Below are 19,862 nucleotides of genomic sequence, written 5' to 3' on the forward strand. Positions count from 1 at the left end.
TTGGCGCAGAACAACCATCCACCCCACACCGCTCCCGCCAACGCAACCTCTGCCATTGCCGGACTCCGCACGCCCGCCCCTGAGACCAACTCGACCCCGCACCGCAGACGCACGCCGCACCGTCAACCCAGGACGCGCCATCACTCCCCAGGACGCACGGCGGGGCGGCACCTTCCGGTACCGCCCCGCCGTCGTTCCGGCTTGCTAACTTACTACTTGCCGGCCTCGATCTCGTCTCGTCGCTCGCCGTTCCCGGTCGGCTCCTCGATCGACTTGAAGAATCCCTTGTCGGTCGGCTCCAGAGCCCCCACGCGGTTCATCTTCTTCGGAACGACCCAGCCGTTGTACTCCAGCTCGGTGTGGCCGTGCTCGTCCGGCTCCGCCAGCGGCTGGTGCACCTCATAGAAGCGGCCGTTCGGGTCGCGCATGAGAATGCCGGTCTCCAGGCCGTGAGCCAGGACCTCGCGGTCGTGCTGCTGGAGTCCCAGGCAGATCCGGAAAGTCAAGTAGTACAGGGCGATCGGGACGACGACGATACCGATGCGGCCCGCCCACGTCATCGCGTTCAGGCTGATGTTGAACGTCTCGGCGAAGACGTCGTTCCCGCCGGAGATCACGCCGATGATCCAAAAGCCCACGATCATGACGCCGAGGCTGGTGCGAGCCGGAACGTCGCGCGGGCGCTGGAGCAGGTTGTGGTGGGCCCGGTCCTTCGTGAAGCGGCGCTCCAGCAGCGGGTAGGCCAACGGCAGCAGCACCGACAAGCCCATGCCCACGATGCCCGGCCAGAAGACGGCCGGCAGCGTGAAGTACGGCGGCACACGGAACTCCCAGGCCGGGAAGAGCCGGATGAGGCCGTCCATGAACATGACGTAGAAGTCCGGCTGCGAGGCCGAGGAGACCACCGAGGCCTCGTACGGGCCGAACAGCCAGATCGGGTTGATCTGGAACAGGCCCGACATCGCGGCGACCACGCCCCAGATGAACAGCATGAAGCCCACCTGCTTCATGACGTAGTTCGGGAACATCCGGAAGCCGACCACGTTGTGCTCGGTGCGCCCCGGTCCGGGCCACTGCGTGTGCTTCTGCGCGAATACCAGTCCGACGTGGACGGTGATGAGAGCGAGCAGCGCGAGCGGCAGCAGGAACACGTGGATGATGTAGAACCTGGCGATGACCTCGTCGCCGGGGAAGGCCCCGCCGAACAGACCCGCGGAGACCCACGGGCCGAGGAACGGCAGCGACTCGGTCATGCCCTCGGCGATGCGCAGGCCGGTGCCGGACAGGCCGTCGTCGGGCAGCGAGTAGCCGATGAAGCCCTCGAAGAAGCCCAGCCAGAACAGCAGGATGCCGATCATCCAGTTGGTCTCACGCGGGGCGCGGAACGCGCCGGTGAAGAAGATCCGCAGCATGTGGACCAGGATCGACGCCATGAACAGCAGCGTCGCCCAGTGGTGCATCTGCCGCATGATGAGCCCGCCGCGGACCTCGAACGAGAGGTTCAGGGACGACTCGTAGGCCTTGGACATCCCCACGCCCTGGAGGGGCACGTAGGAGCCCTCGTACGTCACGTGGGTCATGGACGGCTCGAAGAACAGCGCCAGGAAGGTGCCGGTCAACAGCAGCAGGATGAACGAGAACAGCGCGATCTCGCCCAGCAGGAACGACCAGTGGTCCGGGAAGACCTTGTTCATGAGGACCCGGGCCGGTCCGGCGAGCTTGAAGCGGTCGTCGAGCTCGCCGCCCGCCTTCGTCATCAGACTCTCGCTAGTGCCTTTGCGGCGCTTCACTGTTCATCCTCCTCTGGGAGGGACGGGCGATTCCAGAACGCCGGCCCCGGGGGCACCAGGAAATCCGACTTGGCGATGAAGTAGCCCTCGTCGTCGACGTCCAGCGGCAGCATCGGCAGGTGCCGCGTCGCCGGGCCGAAGATCGGAGCCGCGTTGTCCACCACGTTGAACTGCGACTGGTGGCACGGGCACAACAGACGCTGGGACTGCTGCTCGTAGAGACTGGCCGGGCAGCCGACGTGGGTGCAGATCTTAGAGTAGGCGACGTAGTCGCCCCACATGGCGTCGGCTTCCTGGTACATGGGGTACAGGTTCTCGCGAAGCAGCGCCGCGTCCTGTTCACGCAGGCGGATCAGCAGCGTCGGCGCGGTCGCGAACTCGTTGCTGGCCCCGCCTTCGATGGCCGGGAAGACGGTGATCTGACCGCCGGCCGAGACCATGTCCGGGCGCACCAGCGCGCCGTCCTTCATCATGAGCTGGACCGGGTTGCCGTCGTTGAACTTCTCGGCGTTCCAGCCGGTGACGGTGAGCATGTCGCCGGGGTCCTTGACGAGCGCCCCGAGCGGCGCGACCGCAGCCAGGCCCAGCGGGGCGGCTCCGAGCAGCGCGGCCTTCACCAGGAACGGGCGCCGTTTGATCCCCATGTCGTCGACCATGTTGTCGACGGTGGACTCGGCGAACTTGCGGTCGTCGCCGGAGGAGCCGCCGTCGTGACGGTCCTGGACGAGCTCCTCGACCGGCAGCAGCTTCTTGGCCCAGGTGAGGACTCCGACTGCGAACAGCAGCAGGGACAGGCCGAGGGTGACGCCGAGGATCGGCGTGTACCAGGTCTGCGGGTCTGCGGCGGTCGCCACGCCCTCGTATTCCCAGGGCCAGAAGATGTAGGCGACGACGAACAGCGTCGCGAACAGGCCGGAGCCGAGGAACAGGCCGGCGACGATGCGTTCCATGCGCCGCTCGACCTTCGTCCCGGGCGTCGCGTAGCGCGGCTCGTAGTGAATGATCTCGATGCCGTCGCGACGCAGACCCTCACGGTAGACGTCGAAGCGCGAGAGCTTCGGGTCGTTCAGGTCGACCGCTTCCGGCTGATTGTCATCGTTGTGGGCACTCACGATTTACCTGCAATCCAGAGCGTGGCCAGCAGCAGCGAAGAGATGCCGACCAGGAAGATGGCCAGCCCTTCGGTGGACGGGCCGAAGCGTCCGAGGGTGAACACGCCGCCCGGGTCCTTGTCGTCGTTGACGATGTACTGGACGTAGGCGATGACGTCGGCCTTCTGCTCAGGGGTGAGCTCGTTGTCGGCGAAGACCGGCATGTTCTGCGGGCCGGTCAGCATCGCCTGGTAGAGCTCCTCGTCGGTGACGCCGTTCAGCGAGGGCGCCTCCGCGCCGGAGGAGAGTGCTCCGCCGCCGCCGGCATAGCCGTGGCAGGACGAGCAGTTGACGCGGTACAGGTCGCCGCCTTCGGCCGCGTTGCCCTCCGTCACGAGTGCTTCGAGGTCGTCGGGGACCGAGGGCCCGCCGCCGAGGTGCTCGACGAAGGCGCCGAGCCACTCGGCCTCCTCCTCGGAGAAGACCGGGTCGCCGGGGGGCGCCTGGGCGCCCTGGGCGGCCATCGGCATGCGGCCGGTGTTCACCTGGAACTCCACGGACGCAGAACCGAGACCGATCAGGCTCGGTCCGCGGCCTTCGATGCCCTCGCCGTTCGCGCCGTGGCAGCTGATGCAGCTCGTGTCGAAGAGCTCCTCGCCTTTGACGACGTCCGACTCGATGGCGTTGTCGTCGGCTTCCTGGGCGTACAGGCTCGGCGAGAAGGCCGAGTAGAGCCCACCGACAATGACCAACGCGCCGGTGAACCTGGCCAGCGCGCCGAGGCGCTTGCGCCAGCCTCGCCGGCGTTTCGCTGATGCAGCCACGGTTGTTGCCTCACCTTTATCTAGCTCTCAGACCGGCGGGGGCTCTGCGGTCCCCGCCGATCGGGCGGCCGCCTCCGGGGGACGGCCGTCGCTCTTCTCGGGATTTCACCACGGCGCGGGGCCGGGGCCTTGACAGTATTGCGGCCGGACTCGACGGTGGTCGCTTCCGGCCCGAATTCATTACTGGAGGAAGTAGATCATCGCGAACAGCGCGATCCACACCACGTCGACGAAGTGCCAGTAGTAGGACACCACGATGGAAGCTGTGGCCTGAGCGGGACTGAACCGCCCCATCGTCGTGCGGATGAGGAAGATGATGAACGCGACCAGGCCGCCGGTCACGTGCAGGCCGTGGAAGCCGGTGGTCAGGTAGAACATCGACCAGTACCCGTCCGAGGCGATGGTGTACCCCTCCGCGATCAGGTTGCGGTACTCGTTGACCTGGCCGAGCACGAAGACCAGACCCATGACGAACGTGATCGCGAACCAGCGGCGGAGGGCGTAGACGTCGCCCTTCTCCGCGGCGAAGACGCCCAGCTGGCAGGTGATCGAGGAGGCCACCAGGATGACGGTGAAGACCAGCGCGTAGGGAATGTTGAGGTGCGCGGGTCCTCCGACGTGCTCGGCGGTCCCGTTCCACAGCTCCGGCGCGGCGGCGCGGATGGAGAAGTACATCGCGAACAGGCCCGCAAAGAACATGAGTTCGCTGCTCAACCACACGATGGTGCCGACACTGACGACATTGGGCCTTGTCAGTGAGTGGATTCGGCTGGGGTCGATAGTTGCTTCGGCGGCAGTCACGCGCACATTATTACGGCCCGGCGGTCGCAACCTGTGCATGGGGTGTGTTTTTCGTGCGTGTCGGCCGACGGTAGGCTCCGCCCGCCTCGATATCGCTTCCGCAGGTCATCTGCCGTTCGGCCGAGGTGGCCGCGGCGGGAGGCGGAAGTGGCCGCGCCGGTCTTCCCATTTCAGTGTGGCCGGTTTAATATGCGAGGCGTGAGTACCTCAACGACCGAGTACGCAGTGCTGCTCTACAGCCATAAGCCCTCCGTGATCGAGCAGATGCGATCCGCGATCGGGGACGAGCCGGCCGATGGCGTGAAGATCGAGTACGCCGTCGCCGACGACTACGACGACGCGGTGGCCCTGATCGACTCCTACGAGATCGACCTCGTCCTGCTCGACGGCGAGGCGCAGCCCGCCGGCGGCATGGGCATAGCCCGCCAGCTCCGAGACGAATTCGACGCGCCCCCGACCCTGGCGGTGGTCGTGGCCCGAGCCGCCGACCGCTGGCTGGCGGCGTGGTCGCGGGCCGACTCCGTCCTGACCCACCCTCTCAACCCCGTGACGACCGGGCAGACGGTAGTAGACTTGCTGGTCAACCGGCGCTCGGCCGAATTGCCCGCACAGCGCGCCGCCTGAGCCTATAGCCCTCTGGAGCCTTCATGACCGACACCACCCGCCCGTCTCCCGACACCACCCGAACCGGAGTGGACGCTGCTCCAAGCTGGCCGAACGTCCTCGCGCGCCTTTCCGGCGGCACGCATCTCGATGAGGCCAGTGCCGACTGGGCGATGGCGGAGATCATGGCCGGCAACGCCGACCCGGCGCAGTTGGCGGCGTTCGCGGTGCTGCTGCGCTCGAAGGGTGAGACGGCGCAGGAGATCGCGGCGATCGCCGGGCGGATGCTCGCCGAGACGACTCGGATAGACGTGAGTGACCTGGGCGTGGCGGTCGACATCGTCGGCACCGGCGGCGACGGCTCGAACAGCGTCAACATCTCCACGATGGCGGCGATCGTCGTCGCGGCGACGGGTGTGCCGGTGATCAAGCACGGCAACCGTTCCGCCTCCTCCTCTGTCGGTTCGGCGGACCTGCTCGAAGCGCTCGGCGTGGACCTGGAGGCCTCGGCCGACCGGGTCGAGGCGTCGGTCCGCGAGGTCGGCATCGGCTTCTGCTTCGCGAGGGCCTTCCACCCGGGCATGCGCCATGCCGGTCCCGTGCGCGCAGCGCTCGGCATCCCGACCGTGTTCAACGTGCTCGGGCCGCTGACGAACCCGGGACAGCCGAAGTCCGGCCTCATCGGCTGCGCCGACCCGCGCATGGCGCCGCTGATGGCGCAGGTCTTCGCCGACCGGGGCGCGTCGCTGTTCGTCGTGCGCGGCGACGACGGCCTGGACGAGATCTCGACGTCGTCGACGACCACCGAATGGGTGGTCTCTGGCGGCCGGGTCACCGAGGGCAGCCTCGACATCGGGGAGTTCGGCCTGGTCGAGGCCGGACCGGAGGCGCTGCGCGGCGGCGACCTGGAGTTCAACACGAACGTGGCCCGCGAGGTGTTCGCCGGCAAGGGCGGCCCGGTCCGCGACGCGGTGCTCATCAACGCCGCCGCGGCGCTGGCCTCACGGGACGGGCTGGTCGACGACGTGGACCTGCACGATGTGTCCCGGCGCCGGGAGATGCTCGAAGCGGGCCTGAAGAAGGCCGCGAAGGCGGTCGACGAGGGCGCGGCGGCGGCGCTGGTGGAGCGCTGGGCCGGGTTCAGCAAGTCGTGAACGCATCGCGGAGGGGGCGAACCGTTCGGTTCGCCCCCTTCGCCGTCGTCTAGGTGTACTTCTTGAGCTCTTCTTCGGAGGCGCTCGTCTTCGGGCCGCCGGAGGGCAGCTCGGTGCGGATGAGGACGCAACCGCACTCCTCGCAGCGCAGGACCTCATCGATGGCGGCGGCGCGGATGGGGGCCATGTCGGCAGGGGACTTCTCGATGCGGCACGAGCCGCAGCGGCGCCCGACCAGTTCGGCGGCGGCGATCGGCTGGCGGGTGTGGATGCGCTCGTAGAGCTCGACGAGTCTGCCGGGGATGGAGGAGGTCAGGGTGATCCGCCCGGCCCGCGCGGTGTCGGTCTCGGCGTCGATCTCGTCGAGGACCCCCCGGTGGGCGGTCTCGGCGTCGTCGAGGGCGTTCTGGGCCTCGGCGGTCTGGCGGCGAGTCGCCTCCAGCTCGGCTTCGAGGCCTTCGCGGCGCTCCATGAACTCGAGCTCGTCGTCTTCGAGGGTGCCTTGGCGGCGGGCGAGCGATGCGAGTTCGCTCTGGAGCCCTTCGAGTTCCTTGGCGCTGGCCGCGCCTGAGGCCATGCGGTCGCGGTCGCCGGCGGCGCGCTTGGTGACGAGTTCGACCTCCTGCTCGATGCGCTTGATGTCGCGGTCGAGATCGGCGATGTCGGCGGTGAGGGACGCGGCGCGGTCGGTCAGGGCCTGGACGCGCCTGCGGGCGTCGGCGACCGTCGAGTCTTCGGCGAGTCTCTTGCGTCGCTGGTCGAGCTGGGTGAGCGTGGTGTCGACGGCTTGCAGGTCGAGCAGTCGTCGCTGATCGAACAGGTCAGCTTTCAACTCGGTTCACCCCGGAATTCTGATGGATGGTCCACGGATCGGTGTCGATGTCGGAGACGATCACCTCGTCTACGAGAACCGACAGCCGTTCTGCAACAGTATCGAGCCAGGGTCGCTCGGTCGCCCAGTGGGCGGCGTCGATGAGCGCCGGGCCGCCCCTCGCGATGTGCTCGCTGACGGGATGGTGTCTGAGGTCGGCGGTGAGGTAGACGTCGGCCTCTGCGGCGACGGCGTCGTCGAGGTAGCCGTCCCCGGCGCCGCCGCACACCGCGACGGTGCGGACGATCCGGTCGGGGTCGCCCGCGGCGCGGATGCCCCAGGCGGTGGCGGGCAGGACCTTCGCGGCGTGCTCGACGAGGGCTGAGAATTTGACGTCGGAGAGGCGGCCGATGCGGCCGATGCCGCGGCCGGAGTCCTCGTGCTCGGGTCCGTCGAGCGGCCGGAGCGGTCTCAGGTCGGCAAGGCCGAGCCGTCCGGCCAGCGCGTCGGAGACGCCGGGGTTGGCGACGTCGGCGTTGGTGTGGGCGACGTACAGGCCGATGCTGCGTTCGATGAGGGTGTGGACGAGGTCGCCCTTGTAGTCGGCGGAGGGGTCGAGGCTGGAGACGCCTCGGAGGAGGAGGGGGTGGTGGGCGACGATGAGGTCGCAGCCGCCTTCGATGGCCTCGATGACGGTCTCGGGGACGACGTCGACGGCGCACAGGACTCGCCTGACCGCGATGTCGGGGCGGCCGCAGACGGGTCCGACCCGGTCCCAGCCCTGGGCCCAGTGGCGCGGATAGGTCTCGTCCAGTGCTGCGGTTACCTCGCTGAGCGTGCGCATGCCTTGGAGTCTATTGATGTTCGTGTCGCGGACGGAGGGGTGTGCCCCGAGCCCGAGCGGTTGGGCTCGGGGCACGTCCCGACCGACTAGTTCAAGGCCCCCACGTGTTCTGCCAGTCGTCGCACTTCGGGCGTCGGCTCGCCCTTGGCGCGATGCAGGATCTGGTCTATGAGCTCGACGGCGATCGGGCGGCAGCGGATCTCGGCCGGTGCGGTTCGGTCGGCCGCGGTCAGCGACCGTCCGGCGCGTTCGATGTCGCCGATCTGGATGCAGGCGCGCGCCATGTCGAGGTAGTGGTGCGCGCGTCGTTCGGCGACGAGGTCGCCCAGTGCTCCCCGGTCGATGGTGTCGTGGACGGCGAGGGCGTCGGCGCCCTCCCCGAGTTCGACGAACGCGGCGGCGCGGTGGAGCAGGACGTTGGTCGGTCCGAACGAGGTGTAGTAGTGGTTGGCGTCGCGGCCGAGGATGACGGCGGCGCGGTCGGCGCTGTCGAGCAGGTCAGAGCAGGTAGCGCCTTCGCCGGAGAGTGCGGCGGCCATGGCGCCCTGGAGCAGGAGGGCGCCGTAGACGCTGATGGCCTCGGGGCCGGCGGACTCGCCGCCGGTGTCGCTGATGAGTCCGTGGGCCACTTGGATGTTGAGGTCGAGCGCGGCCTGGTAGCGGCCGAGCGCGCGGAGCGCGTTGGCGACGCGGGTGGTGGCGATGCCGGCCAGGAGCGGGTCGTTGCCGCGCTGGGCGGCGCTGATGGCGCGGTCTGCGGCGAGCCAGGCGAGCTGGGGCTCGCCGAGTTTGCGCAGGACCGTGGAGGCGATCTGGTAGACCTGGGTCATGAGTTCGGCGGCGTCGGCTTTGGTGCCGCCGATCGGGTTCTCCTCGGCGACGGGTGTGTCGCGCAGGAGCTGGATGAGGGAGCGGGCGACGACCGGGTAGTGGCCCTTCTCGAAGGCGAGCCACGCGTAGGCGACCGCGCCGCGCAGTTCCGGTATCGGCGTCGGTTCGATCGCGGCCGCTTCGAGAAAGCGTCCGAGTCGTTCGTAGCGTTCGAGGGACTGCCGGATGGACTCGACCTCCACCTGGTCGAGGCACCCGCCCAGTCCGGGTCGGCGTTTCGGTTCGCGGCCGAGCAGTTGCCCGGCGTCGATGCTGAGGGCTTCCGCGAGCTCGGTGATGACCGAGTACTTGTCGAGGCGTCTGACGCCTCGTTCGATCTTGTCGACCCAGCTCTTGGACTTGCCGATGCGATCGGCGAACACTTGTTGGGACATCCCGCGGCGCTGGCGCCAGTACGCCACGCGCCGCCCCGTCGGTTGTGTTTCGGACTCCATCAGACCCCACCGTCCTTATAGGAGTTAAACGCATTCATTGGGACTTCGCATTTCTGTGCCTTATGGAATTGGGCGGCGACGGTCGCAACCGGATGCCGGACGGTCGCGGTCGTGGCCCGCCCTGGAGTGCTCCGTCCGAAGCGGTCGGTCTCATCCGGACGATCGCCCCGACAATATGTATCTACAGGTTTTTCCACTTCAGCACAACGGCCGCGCGCGGCGGCAGCGACTCTCCGTTGAGAGTTCATCACAATATTTCCTGCCCGACACTGAAATACGCCTGCTATATGCCGTTATGACGGGTTTAAGCCACCCGAATGCGGGAAAATATGCACATGCAACGTGCCTACTCAAGCGCCCGCATCGTTGTGTCGGATATGAGACACGACAAAGTTCGGACGCTGCGGCGGCGACGGCATGCGTTCGGCAACGCCTTCACAGGAGCGGCGTTCTCCACGGCGGCGGCCGCAGTGCTGGGCCACCTCATCGCCCTCTCCTCGCTCGCCGGATGGGTCGTCCTCGGCATCGGAGCGGCCCTCGCGCTGAGCCTGTGGATGGAGTCCAGACCCGCGAAGAGCACCACTCCCCCACCGATCGCCGCAGCCTTTTCGTTTCCGCGACAACGAGGCGGTGAATAAGTTCAGGTGCACAACCAGACAACGGCCGCCTTGGTAGACCCCGCCGTCCACATTCAGCGCCAGGCCGTCGCAGTAGCGGCGCGCCTGCGTCACCTGGCCCGGCTCCAGATCGGTCGTGTCGGGGATGGTCGAGTGGCCGTGGATGAGTTCCTCGCCGCCGAACGCGCGCAGCATCCCGCGCGCCCGCGACGGCCCGTCCGCGCCCATGAACTCGTGGCGGCGGGTGAGCTCACGGAACAGCTGCCACCACTCCTCGGGCTCGTCCGAGGCCATCACCGCCCGCACCGCCGTGTTCACGGCCTCCTCGCTGCGCCCGTAAGCCAGATAGGACTCGGTGTCGGAGTGGACGAGCAGCGACCGGCCGACCAAATGGACGACGCGCCTCGTCCGGAGCCACTCGGCCTCGTCATCGGTCAGCTCGCCCAGGTCGTCCTCGAAGCCGCCGTTGAGGACCCACCAGTGCAGGAACTGCCGCTCCTGGCCGTCCACGTCGGTGAAGCGGCGGTCGCCGAAGCGCTTGGAGCCCAGCATAAGCACCTCGTGGTTGCCGACGAGCGTGTCGACGATCCCGCCCTCGGCCGCGGCCTGGCCGGCGAGCCTGCGCAGCAGCCGCACCACCGCCACGCCCTCCTCACCGCGGTCGAACAGGTCGCCGAGTATCCACAGCCGCGCGTCGCCGCCGGTCCAGGCGGCGTCCCCGTCTACCAGTCCACGTCCGCGCAGCGCCTCGACGAGCGCATCGAAGTGGCCGTGGACGTCGCTGGCCACGAACAGCGGGCTCGTCTCAGACATGGACTCGATATTAATGGGGCGAAGCCGCGCAGGGAATGCGGTTGTCGGCTACAGGCGTCGGGAATAGGATTCGCTCCACCGCCACTGTGTTAGGAGCACCTGTGACCGAGAACCCGTTTCTGACCGTCTCCGACCTGCCGTTCCATCTCCCACGCTTCGAGGAAATCTCCATCGGCCACTACCTGCCGGCCTTCGAGGCCGGCATGGAGGAGGAGCTCGCCTCCGTTCGTGCGATCACCGCGAACCCCGACGAGCCGACGTTCGAGAACACCATCGTCGCCCTGGAGCAGGTCGGAACCGGGATCCTCACGCGCGTCAGCCTGGTGTTCTACAACAAGAACACCTCGGACACCGACGACGAGCTCCAGGCGATCGAGACCGAGATCAGCCCCCGGCTCGCCGAGCACCACGACAAGATCCTCCTCGACGCCGAACTGTTCGCCCGCGTCGACGCCCTGTGGCGACGCCGGGACCGGCTCGGCCTCGACGAGCAGGACGAACGGCTCCTCGAGCGCTACCACACCGAGTTCGTGCGGGGCGGCGCCGCGCTCGACGAGGACGGCAAGACCCGGCTGTCCAGGATCAACGCCGAGCTCGCCGAACTGTCGGCCAAGTTCAACCAGCAGGTGCTGGCCGACATCAACGACGCGGCCGTCCACGTCACCGACGCCGCAGAGCTCGACGGGCTCGGCCAGGAGGCCGTCAGGGCCGCCGCGGCGGCCGCCGCCGACCGCGATCTCGACGGCTACCTGTTCACCCAGAGCCTGTTCAGCAACCACCCCCAGCTGGAGCAGCTGACGAACCGCGCCCTGCGCGAGCGTCTGTGGCGGGCCTCGACCTCGCGCGGCGCCGACAACGCCGGGACCCTCCTGTCCATGGTGCGGCTGCGCGCCGAGAAGGCCCGGCTGCTCGGCTTCGAGCACCACGCCGACTACATAGCCGCCGACCAGACCGCCGGCGACGCCTCGATCATCGCCGAGCGCCTCGCGTCCTTGGCCGCCCCGTCGGCGCGCAACGCCCGGGCCGAGGCCGCCGAACTCCAGGAGCTCATCGACGCCGAGGGCGGCGGCTTCAAGCTCGCCGCCTGGGACTGGTCGTACTACGCCGGAAAGGTCCGCAAGGCCAAGTACGGCTTCGACGCCGAAGCGCTCCAGCCGTACCTGGAGCTCGATCGGGTCCTGTTCGACGGCGTCTTCCACGCCGCGGAGAAGGAGTTCGGCCTCACCTTCGCCGAGAGGGACGACCTGGTCGGCTACCACCCGGACGTGCGAGTCTTCGAGGTCTTCGACGCCGACGGCGGGACACTGGGCCTGTTCCTCGCGGACTACTTCACCCGCGACTCCAAGAAGGGCGGCGCGTGGATGAACGCCCTCGTCGTCCAGTCCGACCTGACCGGCGACAAGCCGGTGGTCGTGAACAACCTCAACGTCGTGGCGCCCTCCGAGGGCGAGCCGGCGCTGGTCACCGTCGACAACGTCCAGACCTTGTTCCACGAGTTCGGGCATGCCATCCACGGGCTGCTGTCGGCCTGCCGCTACCCGAAGACGTCGATGACCTCGACGCCGCGCGACTTCGTCGAATACCCCTCGCAGGTCAACGAGATGTGGATCCGCCGGCCCGAGGTCGTCGCGAACTACGCGCGCCACCACGCGACCGGGGAGACCGCCCCGACCGAGCTGCTGGAGCAGTGGGAGGAGTCGGGCAAATTCGGCGAGGGCTTCGCCTCGACCGAGTACCTCCAGGCGGCGATCCTCGACCAGGCCTGGCACCGGCTCTCCCCTGAGGACGTCCCCGAGCCCGGCGACGACCCTGCCGCGGCAGTGGAGGCGTTCGAGCGCAAGGTGCTCCAGGACGCGGGCATCGCGATGGACGAGATCGCGCCGCGCTACCGGTCGGGCTACTTCGCGCACATCTTCGCCGGCGGCTACTCGGCCGGGTACTACTCCTACATCTGGTCGGAGATCCTGGACGCCGACACGGTCGAATGGTTCAAGGAGAACGGCGGCCTCACCCGCGCGAACGGCGACTACTTCCGGGAGCACCTGCTCAGCAAGGGCGGATCGATCGACCCGATGGAGTCCTACCGGCGCTTCCGCGGACGGGACGCCCAGATCGAGCCGCTGCTCGAACGCCGCGGCCTGAAGTAGTCCAAGGCCCGGTCGGAGCACCTCCGACCGGGCCTGCTCATTCGCTCAGACGGCCATCGGGCGCTCGAACGGCGAGGGCACCGGGAAGTAGGCCTCCAGGAACGACCGCATCATCGCCGAGCGCTCCTCGGCGATGTCGGGGCTCAGCCCTGCGTCGTTGATGCAGAACGACTCCCGGTCGCGCAGGTCGAGCAGCTCGTCGAGCCGCTCGGCGAGGTCGGGCCTGCCCAGCTCCAGGTACGAGTCCCGGCTGGTGCCCTTCACCGCCCGACCGGTCAAGAACGCGTAGTAGTGCTGCAAGGTCACCACCGACACGTCGGTGACATTGCGGAAGGAGCTGTTCGCCGTCCGCGTGTGGACGTCGTTGAACTCCTTCTCGACCTCGGCGAGGACGCTGCGCTGCATCGGGTACGGCACGTGCTTCATCATCCGCGAGATCGTCCGCCCGAACGCGTGCTCGATGAGCGCCCGATCGTTCTTGAACGCCGCGTTCGGCGGCGTGTCGGCCGCGTTGACGGGGTCCATCCCGATGAAGGTCTCAGCCGGGAAGAACCGGCTCAGCCCGTTGGGCTCGAAGAACGACTGCGGCCCGACCGGGCGCCCCAGGAACATGTCGTCGTTGAAGTACAGGAAGTGCTCCGACAGGCCCTCGATGCGGTGCAGCTGCGTCTCGATCGCGTGCGAGTTGAACGTCGGCAGGCAGTCGAGGTCGTCGAACAGGTCGGCGTGGTCGACGACGGTGATGCCCGGCGCCTCGGATTCGAGCCAGTGCGGGCGCTGCCGGTCGGTCACCAGGTAGACGTTGCGCACCCACGGCGCGTTCATGTGCAGCGAGCGCAGCGAGTACCGCAGCTCCTCGCGGTCGACGAACCTGGCGTCGTTCGCGGACTCAGCGTGGTACGGCGACTGGTCGGCCTCGGCGCGCCGCCGAAGCCAGGCGTGGTCGGAGCCGTCGACCCAGGTGTAGACGACGTCGATCGGGAAGCCGACGTAATCCGGCCCCGGCCCGGCGAACTCGGGGCGGGTGACCACATCGGGCAGGCTGGCGCGCGAGCCGCCCGCGAGCGCGGTGAACAGCCGCCCGGGCGCGACCGCGGCCGCGCCGTCGCGGCGGACGACCGGGCTGATGCGGTTGTGGCGCGGGGCGATCAGGTGGCCGTCGCCGGTGTCGGTCCAGAACTCGACGTCGCAGCCGTAGTCGGCGCCGAAGACGAGGTTGCGGGTGGGCTCGGTCCACAGCCAGTCGGCGCGCACCATCGGCACGTCGCCCAGGCCGGTGCCGCGCGCCCACACAGGCTTGTCGAGGGCCGATTCGGATTCGAGGTAGGCCGGTTCGGGGACCGTCAGGCGCCCGCCGGTGGTGTCGCACAGCATCGCGAGGGCGGCGCAGACGCGATGGCGGTCGATGTCGGCGACGCCGAGGACCGGCCGGGTCAGGCTGAAGCCGGGGACGGCGAAGAACTCGACACCCACGGCGGTGAGCAGGGCCGAGACGATCTCCAGGTTGCGCCGCCATATCTCCAGCGGCGTCGGCGCGGCGAGGGCGTAGGCCGGACGGATCTGAAGGGAGTGCAGGACGTGGCTGGAGGCGAGGTCGGTGAAGAAACGGTAGGGTTCGGAGACTTCGGTTCCGGCGCAATGAGGTTCGACCGGACGGGGTCCGGTCGGATTCACCGCCTCTTCAAGCGGCGGAACGTATTGGGTCGTTCGGGCTGCGATACGACCTTCTCTCTGGGCGAACATCGACACCTCCTGACTCACGGCAAGCTGCCGCTCCGGGAGAACCGGAGACTCCAACCGGCGCCGTGGGAAGCGGATCTGTCCTCGACCACGCTCGAACCCCACGTGGCCGGACATTGACACATGTCCCAACAGTAGGCCACAGAACGGTGACGAGATAGTGTCAGAAAAGCGTCCGAACCGTCAACGAATTCGGAATTAACCTCGGGTTCACCCTACGGAGTCAGGTCGATGTTGTTCTAGCCCAAGGGGATTCGGGCAACGGTCTCCCAAGTGTAGGTCGAGGCGTCCTCGGACTGAATGACCCTGACGAGATCCACACCGGTCACTGTGATTTCGGCCCTACCGGGCCTGACGTCGCGCAGATGGTTCTGTATGGCGCCGCGTTTCGTGTCGGCGCCGACCGAGTCGGGGCGGTATGACAGCGACACGTGACCGGGCCCGCCGCACGGGCGGCCGAAGCCGCCGTCGACGACCTCGTTGATGACGTCGACGCAGGTGCGCACGAGACGCTGGAACTCCTCGTCGGGACTGGTGTCGAGCATGATCGCTCCGGTCGCGGCGAGCGCCGGTCCGACGGTGAGGCCGAAGGACTCCTGCTCGCCGACGCGATCGCGGAGCGATCCGACGAGGCGGTGGCGGGTCTCCGACGAGATGTCGGCGGCATCGCACTCGATCGAGGCGATGGTGGCGTGGAGCCACTGGTGGGGGACGGCGACTTCGTCGGATACCTCTTCGATGACCGGGCGGTACGAGTCCGCGACCGGCTTGACCTCTTCGAGATCGGTGAGATACACGTGGAGCTTCGTCCAGCCTTCAGGCCAGCGCTGCCCGGATCTGGGGCTTTCGGGCTCTGGCGCAGATGTATTCACTGCTGATGCCTTAGAGAATGTTGGGAGAGGCGGCCGCCGGGTCCAGCGCCGCTTGTTGCGTCCACCGATGGAGCTCGGTAGCACCGAAACCGGATTCTACATGCCTGTGGCGACTCCGAGCAGCGGGTCGTTCCGCGCGTCACGGAGCGGCGGCGCGGGTGCGTCGAGACGGAGTACCCGGTCGACGACGCCCTCGGGCAGGGGCCGGTGCGTGATGATGATCGCCGACTTCCCTTCGAGGGCGGCGGCGACGTTGCGCAGCACGCGGTCGGCGCAGGCGGCGTCGAGATGGGCGTCGGGCTCGTCGAGGACGAGCACTTCGCGGTCGGCCAGGAGACACCTTGCCAGTGCGATGCGGCCTCTCTCGCCTCCTGAGACGGCGCGGCCGTGCTCCCCCAGGCGGGTCGCCAGACCCTCTTCGAGGCCGTCGAACCACTCGCGGAGCCCGGCCCGGCGCAAGGCGCGGGCGAGCTCGTCGTCGTCTGCTCCGGGGCGGGCGATGCGGAGGTTCTCGGCGAGCGTGGTGTCGAAGACGTGCGCGTTCTGCGAGCACAGGCCGACTCGGGCGCGGACGGCGTCGCCGTCGAGTTCGGCCAGTTCGATCCCGCCGAAGCGCAGGCTGCCCTCGTAGGGCAGGAAGCCCATGAGCGCGGCGGCGAGGGTGGACTTGCCGGCCCCGGAGGGGCCCATGATGCCGACGCGTTCGCCGGGCTGGAGCGTGAGGTCGAGGCCGGTCAGCGCCGGGGCCCCGGCGCCCGGCCAGGTGACGCTGAGCCGCTTGATCTCGATGGGCGCGGGCCCGCCCGCGGGTTCGGGTCCGAATTCGAGCGGTTCGGCCGGATCGGGTCTGGGCTCGGGCATCTCGGTGATCTCGGTGAGGCGGCGGCCGCATTCCTTCGCGATCGCGGTCTGCTGGACCGCTTGCGGCAACGCCAGGACCGGTTCGAAGGCGGCGAGCGGCACGAGCGTGATCACGGCCAGCAGCACGCCGTCGAGAGTCCCTTCGGCGACAGCGGGGATGCCGGTGTAGAGCGCGCCGCACACGGCGGCGGCGAGAGCCAGGAGCCCTACGGCCTCGCCCAGCCCGGCGGTCCAGGCGATGCGAGCGTGGGCGCGGCGCAGTCGGTCGTCGGTGGCGGAGATGTTGTCGAGGGCGAGGCGGTCGGCTCCGGAGGCGACGAGTTCTTCGCGTCCGGCCAGGCAGCTCTGGACGCCGTGGGTGAGGTCGGCGCGCGCGCTCCCGGTGGTTCGCACGGCGATCCGGGCGGCCCAGGACGCCAGCGCGGGGCCGAGCGTGGCCGCGGCGAGGATCGACGCGGCGAGGACGGCCCCCGCGGCGGGCAGAAGGACGCTCTGGAGGGCGACCGCCGCGGCCGCGACGATGACGGCGGTGGCGAGGGGCAGGGTGCCGCGCAGCCAGCGGTCGCCGACGCCGTCGACGTCGTCGATCAGTCGCGATTGGAGGTCCCCGGATCGCCAGACGGGGAGCCCGGCCGGGGCTAGGCGGACGAGCCTGCCGTAGACGGCGGTGCGCAACCGCTCCAGGCCTCGGAATGCCGCGTCGTGGGAGACGAGGCGTTCGGCGTAGCGCAGGGTGCCTCGACTGACGCCGAAGAGCCGCACCGAGGTGACGGCGACCATCAGGTACAGGATCGGCGGCTGCTGCCAGGCGCGCGAGATCAGGTAGCCGGAGACGGCCAGGAGTGCGAGGGCGCTGAGCTGGGACAGAGCACCGAGGACGGCGCCGAGGCCGAGCCGGGGCGCCACGCCGGTGCGCCACAGGGTCACCTTCACCAGTGCACCTCCAGGTCGGCTATGGCGCGCACCGCCGGGCGGTGGGAGGCGATCAGAACGGTCCTGCCTGTCGCGGCGGTCTCGATCGACGCGAGGACGGCCTGCTCGGTGTCGGCGTCGAGGTGCGCGGTGGGCTCGTCCAGCAGCAGTATCGGGGTGTCGAGCGCTTCGGCCCGCAGGAGGATTCGGGCGAGGCCGATGCGGGCGGCTTCTCCTGCAGAGACGCCTGAGCCGTCTGCGGAGACGCGGCGGCCCGCTTCGGGAGCGCGGGCGGAGGCGATCGCGGCGGCCACGGCGGCCTCGTCGGCGCCGTCGGGGACGGCGAGGCGGACGTTGTCGGCGACGGTGCCGTCGACCAGGGCGGGGCGCTGCGGCATCCACGCGATGGAGCGGCGCAGCGCGGTGAGGTCGAGCTCTGCCAGCGGGGTGCCGTCGATTTCGATCGCACCGCTCGCTGGAACGCGGAAGCCTACGAGGGCGGCCAGCAGCGTCGACTTCCCCGCGCCTGAGCGCGCGGTGAGCACGGTGATCCGGCCGGGCGGGGCGGTCAGGCTCACTTCGGGGAGCGGTTCGCGGCCGGGGTAGGCGAAGACGGTGCGGCGGAACAGGATCACCGGGGCGCGGTCGGCGATCCGGGAGGCGCCGCCCGACGCCTCGGGGCGTTGGTCGAGAACGGCGAACAGCCGTTCCGCGGCCGCAAGTCCCTCGGCACTGGCGTGGTAGTGAGCGCCGACGTTGCGCAGCGGCAGGTAGGCCTCGGGAGCCAGGATGAGCACGAGCAGGGCGGTCTGGAGTCCGATCTGGCCGGACAGGCCTCCGTGGACGAGTTGGACGCCGACGGTGACGGCGACGATCGCGACCGACAGGCTCGCGGCCAGCTCGAGGACTAGCGCCGAGCAGAAGGCGACGCGCAGGAGTGACATGGTGCGCTTGCGGTAGGCGCCGGTGGTGGAGCGGATCGAATCGACCTGCGCCGCGGCGCGACCGAACGCCTTCAGGGTCGGGAGCCCTGCGACAAGGTCGGCGAAGTGGTGCGCGAGCGTTGCGGTCGACTGCCATCGGCGTTCGGCGTGGGTCTTCGTGTAGAGGCCGATGAGGATGCCGAACACGGGGATGAGCGGCAGAGTCAGGGCGACGATCAAGGCGGCGGCCGGGTAGGCGGCGGCCATGGTGATCAGGACGCCGACCGGGACGATGGCGGCGAGGACGAGCTGCGGCAGGTAGCGGGCGAAGTAGGCGTCGAGCGCGTCGATGCCGCGCACCAGCAGCGCGGTGGTCTCTCCCGTGTTGCGGTCCGTGGAGGGCAGGCGCATGAGGTGGGCGAGGACCTGGCGGCGCAGCGCGGTCTTGACCCCGGCGGCGGCACTGTGCGCGGCGGCCTCCTGGACCGAGGCCAGGAGGGCCCGGGCGCCGAGGACGGCGGCCAGCGCGGCGAGCGAGGGGGCCAGTTCCTCCAGGCTCTGGCCGCCCGCGAAGGCGCCGCTGACGAGTCGGGCGATGAGCCAGGCTCCGGCGATGACGCACGCGGTCGTGGCGGTGCCGATCGCGACGCACACGGCGATGTAGGGCGTCGCCCCTTTGGCGCGGTGCAGCAGGCGCCGGTCGAACGTCCGCTCGCGCGGCGGCGACAGCGCGGTCATGCGACCGGGATGTGGTTGACGGAGACGCGCTTGCGGAACACCCAGTACGTCCAGGCCTGATAGAGCAGGATGACCGGCAAGAAGACGATCGCGGCCCAGGTCATGATGCCCAGCGTCTTGTCGGTCGCGGCCGCGTTGGCGTGGGTGAGGCTGTTCATCGGGTCCGAGGTGGACGGCAGTACGTTCGGCCACAGTGCCGCGAACAGGGCGGCCGATGCGAGGGCGACCGTCCCGGCGGTGCAGGCGAACGCCAGAGCGCCGCGGCCGAGGAGGTCGAGGACGAGTGCGCCGATGAGCGACAGGACGCACAGCGTGATGAGGATGGCGCTGAGCGCGTCGCCGTGGGCGGCCTGAGTCCAGATCAGGAACGCCGCGGCGGGCGCGGCGGTGAGGGCGGCGAGTTTCCAGCCGAGGGCCCTGGCCCGTTCGCGGATGTCACCGGCGGTCTTGAGGTGCAGGAAGAACGCGCCGTGGGCGGTGAACAGCAGCAGCGTTGTCAGTCCACCCAGGAGCGCGTAGCCGTTGAGGAGCTGCCAGACGGTCCCGGTGTAGTCGAAACCGTCGTCGAGCGGAACGCCGCGGACCATGTTGGCGACGACGACGCCCCAGAAGAACGCGGGGAGGACCGAGCCGCCGAACAGGCAGGCGTCCCAGCCGCGCCGCCACCGGTCGGTGGTGCCCTTGCCGCGGTATTCGAAGGCCACGCCTCGAACGATCAGGCCGAGAAGGATCACGAACAGCAGCAGGTAGAAGCCGGAGAACAGGCTGGCGTACCAGTGCGGGAAGGCGGCGAACATGGCGCCGCCGGCGGTGAGCACCCACACTTCGTTGCCGTCCCACAGCGGACCGATCGTGTTGATCATCACGCGGCGCTCGCGGTCGTCGCGTCCGAGCACCGGCAGCAGGATTCCGACGCCGAAGTCGAATCCTTCCAGGATGAAGTAGCCGGTGAACAGCAGCGCGATGGCCAGGAACCAGATCGTCGTCAATTCCATC

At 69.0% G+C, this 19,862-nt stretch carries 16 protein-coding genes; 3 read left to right on the forward strand and 13 right to left on the reverse strand.

What is annotated here, in order from left to right:
* Nucleotides 1-212: 212 nt before the first annotated feature.
* The 4 genes from L0U85_RS08840 to L0U85_RS08855 all read right to left on the reverse strand — a co-directional run bounded on the left by L0U85_RS08840 (nucleotide 213) and on the right by L0U85_RS08855 (nucleotide 4,506).
* A complete protein-coding gene (locus tag L0U85_RS08840; protein ID WP_241377392.1) occupies nucleotides 213-1,757 on the reverse strand; it encodes a ubiquinol-cytochrome c reductase cytochrome b subunit in 1,545 nt (514 codons plus the stop codon).
* Between the two features lie 29 nt (nucleotides 1,758-1,786).
* Nucleotides 1,787-2,902 (reverse strand): Rieske 2Fe-2S domain-containing protein, encoded by a 1,116-nt coding sequence (locus tag L0U85_RS08845; RefSeq protein WP_241377393.1) that lies wholly within the window; start codon nucleotides 2,900-2,902, stop codon nucleotides 1,787-1,789.
* Entirely contained in the window at nucleotides 2,899-3,705 is an 807-nt protein-coding gene (locus tag L0U85_RS08850; RefSeq protein ID WP_241377394.1) for a cytochrome c, read from the reverse strand. The genes L0U85_RS08845 and L0U85_RS08850 overlap by 4 nt, the downstream gene beginning before the upstream one ends.
* 180 nt (nucleotides 3,706-3,885) lie before the next feature.
* Nucleotides 3,886-4,506 carry a heme-copper oxidase subunit III gene (locus L0U85_RS08855; protein ID WP_347177402.1) on the reverse strand — a complete coding sequence of 207 codons (621 nt, stop codon included), beginning with the start codon at nucleotides 4,504-4,506 and terminating at the stop codon, nucleotides 3,886-3,888.
* A gap of 264 nt (nucleotides 4,507-4,770) precedes the next feature.
* Between L0U85_RS08855 and L0U85_RS08860 the strand changes: the two genes are divergently transcribed.
* Complete coding sequence (locus L0U85_RS08860; protein WP_277605587.1) at nucleotides 4,771-5,130, forward strand: hypothetical protein; 360 nt, start codon at nucleotides 4,771-4,773, stop codon at nucleotides 5,128-5,130.
* 23 nt (nucleotides 5,131-5,153) lie between these two features.
* Nucleotides 5,154-6,263, forward strand: a complete 1,110-nt coding sequence (gene trpD / locus L0U85_RS08865) for an anthranilate phosphoribosyltransferase (RefSeq protein WP_241377396.1) — start codon at nucleotides 5,154-5,156, stop codon at nucleotides 6,261-6,263.
* A 49-nt stretch (nucleotides 6,264-6,312) separates the two neighbouring features.
* On the opposite strand, the gene L0U85_RS08870 is transcribed toward trpD, so the two are convergent.
* The 4 genes from L0U85_RS08870 to L0U85_RS08885 form a co-directional block, all read right to left on the reverse strand.
* Entirely contained in the window at nucleotides 6,313-7,095 is a 783-nt protein-coding gene (locus tag L0U85_RS08870) for a hypothetical protein (protein WP_241377397.1), read from the reverse strand.
* Complete coding sequence (locus L0U85_RS08875; RefSeq protein ID WP_241377398.1) at nucleotides 7,085-7,918, reverse strand: Nif3-like dinuclear metal center hexameric protein; 834 nt, start codon at nucleotides 7,916-7,918, stop codon at nucleotides 7,085-7,087. Before L0U85_RS08875 ends, L0U85_RS08870 begins: the two co-directional genes overlap by 11 nt.
* Nucleotides 7,919-8,004: 86 nt before the next feature.
* Nucleotides 8,005-9,243 carry a helix-turn-helix domain-containing protein gene (locus L0U85_RS08880; RefSeq protein WP_277605578.1) on the reverse strand — a complete coding sequence of 413 codons (1,239 nt, stop codon included), beginning with the start codon at nucleotides 9,241-9,243 and terminating at the stop codon, nucleotides 8,005-8,007.
* A 350-nt stretch (nucleotides 9,244-9,593) separates the two neighbouring features.
* Complete coding sequence (locus tag L0U85_RS08885; protein ID WP_241377400.1) at nucleotides 9,594-10,673, reverse strand: metallophosphoesterase; 1,080 nt, start codon at nucleotides 10,671-10,673, stop codon at nucleotides 9,594-9,596.
* Nucleotides 10,674-10,708: 35 nt separating this feature from the next.
* Here L0U85_RS08885 and L0U85_RS08890 point away from each other — a divergent pair, with 35 nt between their 5' ends.
* The gene (locus tag L0U85_RS08890; protein WP_347177403.1) at nucleotides 10,709-12,820 is read left to right on the forward strand and encodes a M3 family metallopeptidase; all 2,112 of its coding nucleotides are present in this window, start codon (nucleotides 10,709-10,711) and stop codon (nucleotides 12,818-12,820) included.
* Nucleotides 12,821-12,865: 45 nt separating this feature from the next.
* Here the strand turns inward: L0U85_RS08890 and L0U85_RS08895 are convergent, their stop codons facing one another.
* The 5 genes from L0U85_RS08895 to cydB all read right to left on the reverse strand — a co-directional run bounded on the left by L0U85_RS08895 (nucleotide 12,866) and on the right by cydB (nucleotide 19,861).
* Nucleotides 12,866-14,563, reverse strand: a complete 1,698-nt coding sequence (locus L0U85_RS08895; RefSeq protein ID WP_241377402.1) for a stealth family protein — start codon at nucleotides 14,561-14,563, stop codon at nucleotides 12,866-12,868.
* Nucleotides 14,564-14,799: 236 nt separating this feature from the next.
* Nucleotides 14,800-15,432 carry a hypothetical protein gene (locus L0U85_RS08900; RefSeq protein ID WP_241377403.1) on the reverse strand — a complete coding sequence of 211 codons (633 nt, stop codon included), beginning with the start codon at nucleotides 15,430-15,432 and terminating at the stop codon, nucleotides 14,800-14,802.
* Nucleotides 15,433-15,528: 96 nt separating this feature from the next.
* On the reverse strand, nucleotides 15,529-17,226 hold the full coding sequence (gene cydC, locus L0U85_RS08905; RefSeq protein WP_241377404.1) for a thiol reductant ABC exporter subunit CydC: 1,698 nt from the start codon (nucleotides 17,224-17,226) through the stop codon (nucleotides 15,529-15,531).
* Nucleotides 17,223-18,866 carry a thiol reductant ABC exporter subunit CydD gene (cydD, locus tag L0U85_RS08910; RefSeq protein WP_241377405.1) on the reverse strand — a complete coding sequence of 548 codons (1,644 nt, stop codon included), beginning with the start codon at nucleotides 18,864-18,866 and terminating at the stop codon, nucleotides 17,223-17,225. The genes cydC and cydD overlap by 4 nt, the downstream gene beginning before the upstream one ends.
* Complete coding sequence (gene cydB / locus L0U85_RS08915; RefSeq protein ID WP_241377406.1) at nucleotides 18,863-19,861, reverse strand: cytochrome d ubiquinol oxidase subunit II; 999 nt, start codon at nucleotides 19,859-19,861, stop codon at nucleotides 18,863-18,865. The genes cydD and cydB overlap by 4 nt, the downstream gene beginning before the upstream one ends.
* Nucleotide 19,862 lies beyond the last annotated feature (1 nt).

The organism is Glycomyces sp. L485 (assembly GCF_022548875.1).
Classification (GTDB): Bacteria; Actinomycetota; Actinomycetes; order Mycobacteriales; family Micromonosporaceae; genus Glycomyces.

Excerpts from the sequence above, each read along its gene's own strand:
- L0U85_RS08840 (WP_241377392.1), bottom strand. The coding sequence starts at position 1,757 with ATGACGAAGGCGGGCGGCGAGCTCGACGACCGCTTCAAGCTCGCCGGA.
- L0U85_RS08860 (WP_277605587.1), top strand. The coding sequence starts at position 4,771 with ATGCGATCCGCGATCGGGGACGAGCCGGCCGATGGCGTGAAGATCGAG.
- trpD (WP_241377396.1), top strand. The coding sequence starts at position 5,154 with ATGACCGACACCACCCGCCCGTCTCCCGACACCACCCGAACCGGAGTG.
- L0U85_RS08875 (WP_241377398.1), bottom strand. The coding sequence starts at position 7,918 with ATGCGCACGCTCAGCGAGGTAACCGCAGCACTGGACGAGACCTATCCG.
- L0U85_RS08880 (WP_277605578.1), bottom strand. The coding sequence starts at position 9,243 with ATGGAGTCCGAAACACAACCGACGGGGCGGCGCGTGGCGTACTGGCGC.
- L0U85_RS08885 (WP_241377400.1), bottom strand. The coding sequence starts at position 10,673 with ATGTCTGAGACGAGCCCGCTGTTCGTGGCCAGCGACGTCCACGGCCAC.
- L0U85_RS08890 (WP_347177403.1), top strand. The coding sequence starts at position 10,709 with ATGCGGTTGTCGGCTACAGGCGTCGGGAATAGGATTCGCTCCACCGCC.
- L0U85_RS08895 (WP_241377402.1), bottom strand. The coding sequence starts at position 14,563 with ATGTTCGCCCAGAGAGAAGGTCGTATCGCAGCCCGAACGACCCAATAC.
- cydD (WP_241377405.1), bottom strand. The coding sequence starts at position 18,866 with ATGACCGCGCTGTCGCCGCCGCGCGAGCGGACGTTCGACCGGCGCCTG.
- cydB (WP_241377406.1), bottom strand. The coding sequence starts at position 19,861 with ATGGAATTGACGACGATCTGGTTCCTGGCCATCGCGCTGCTGTTCACC.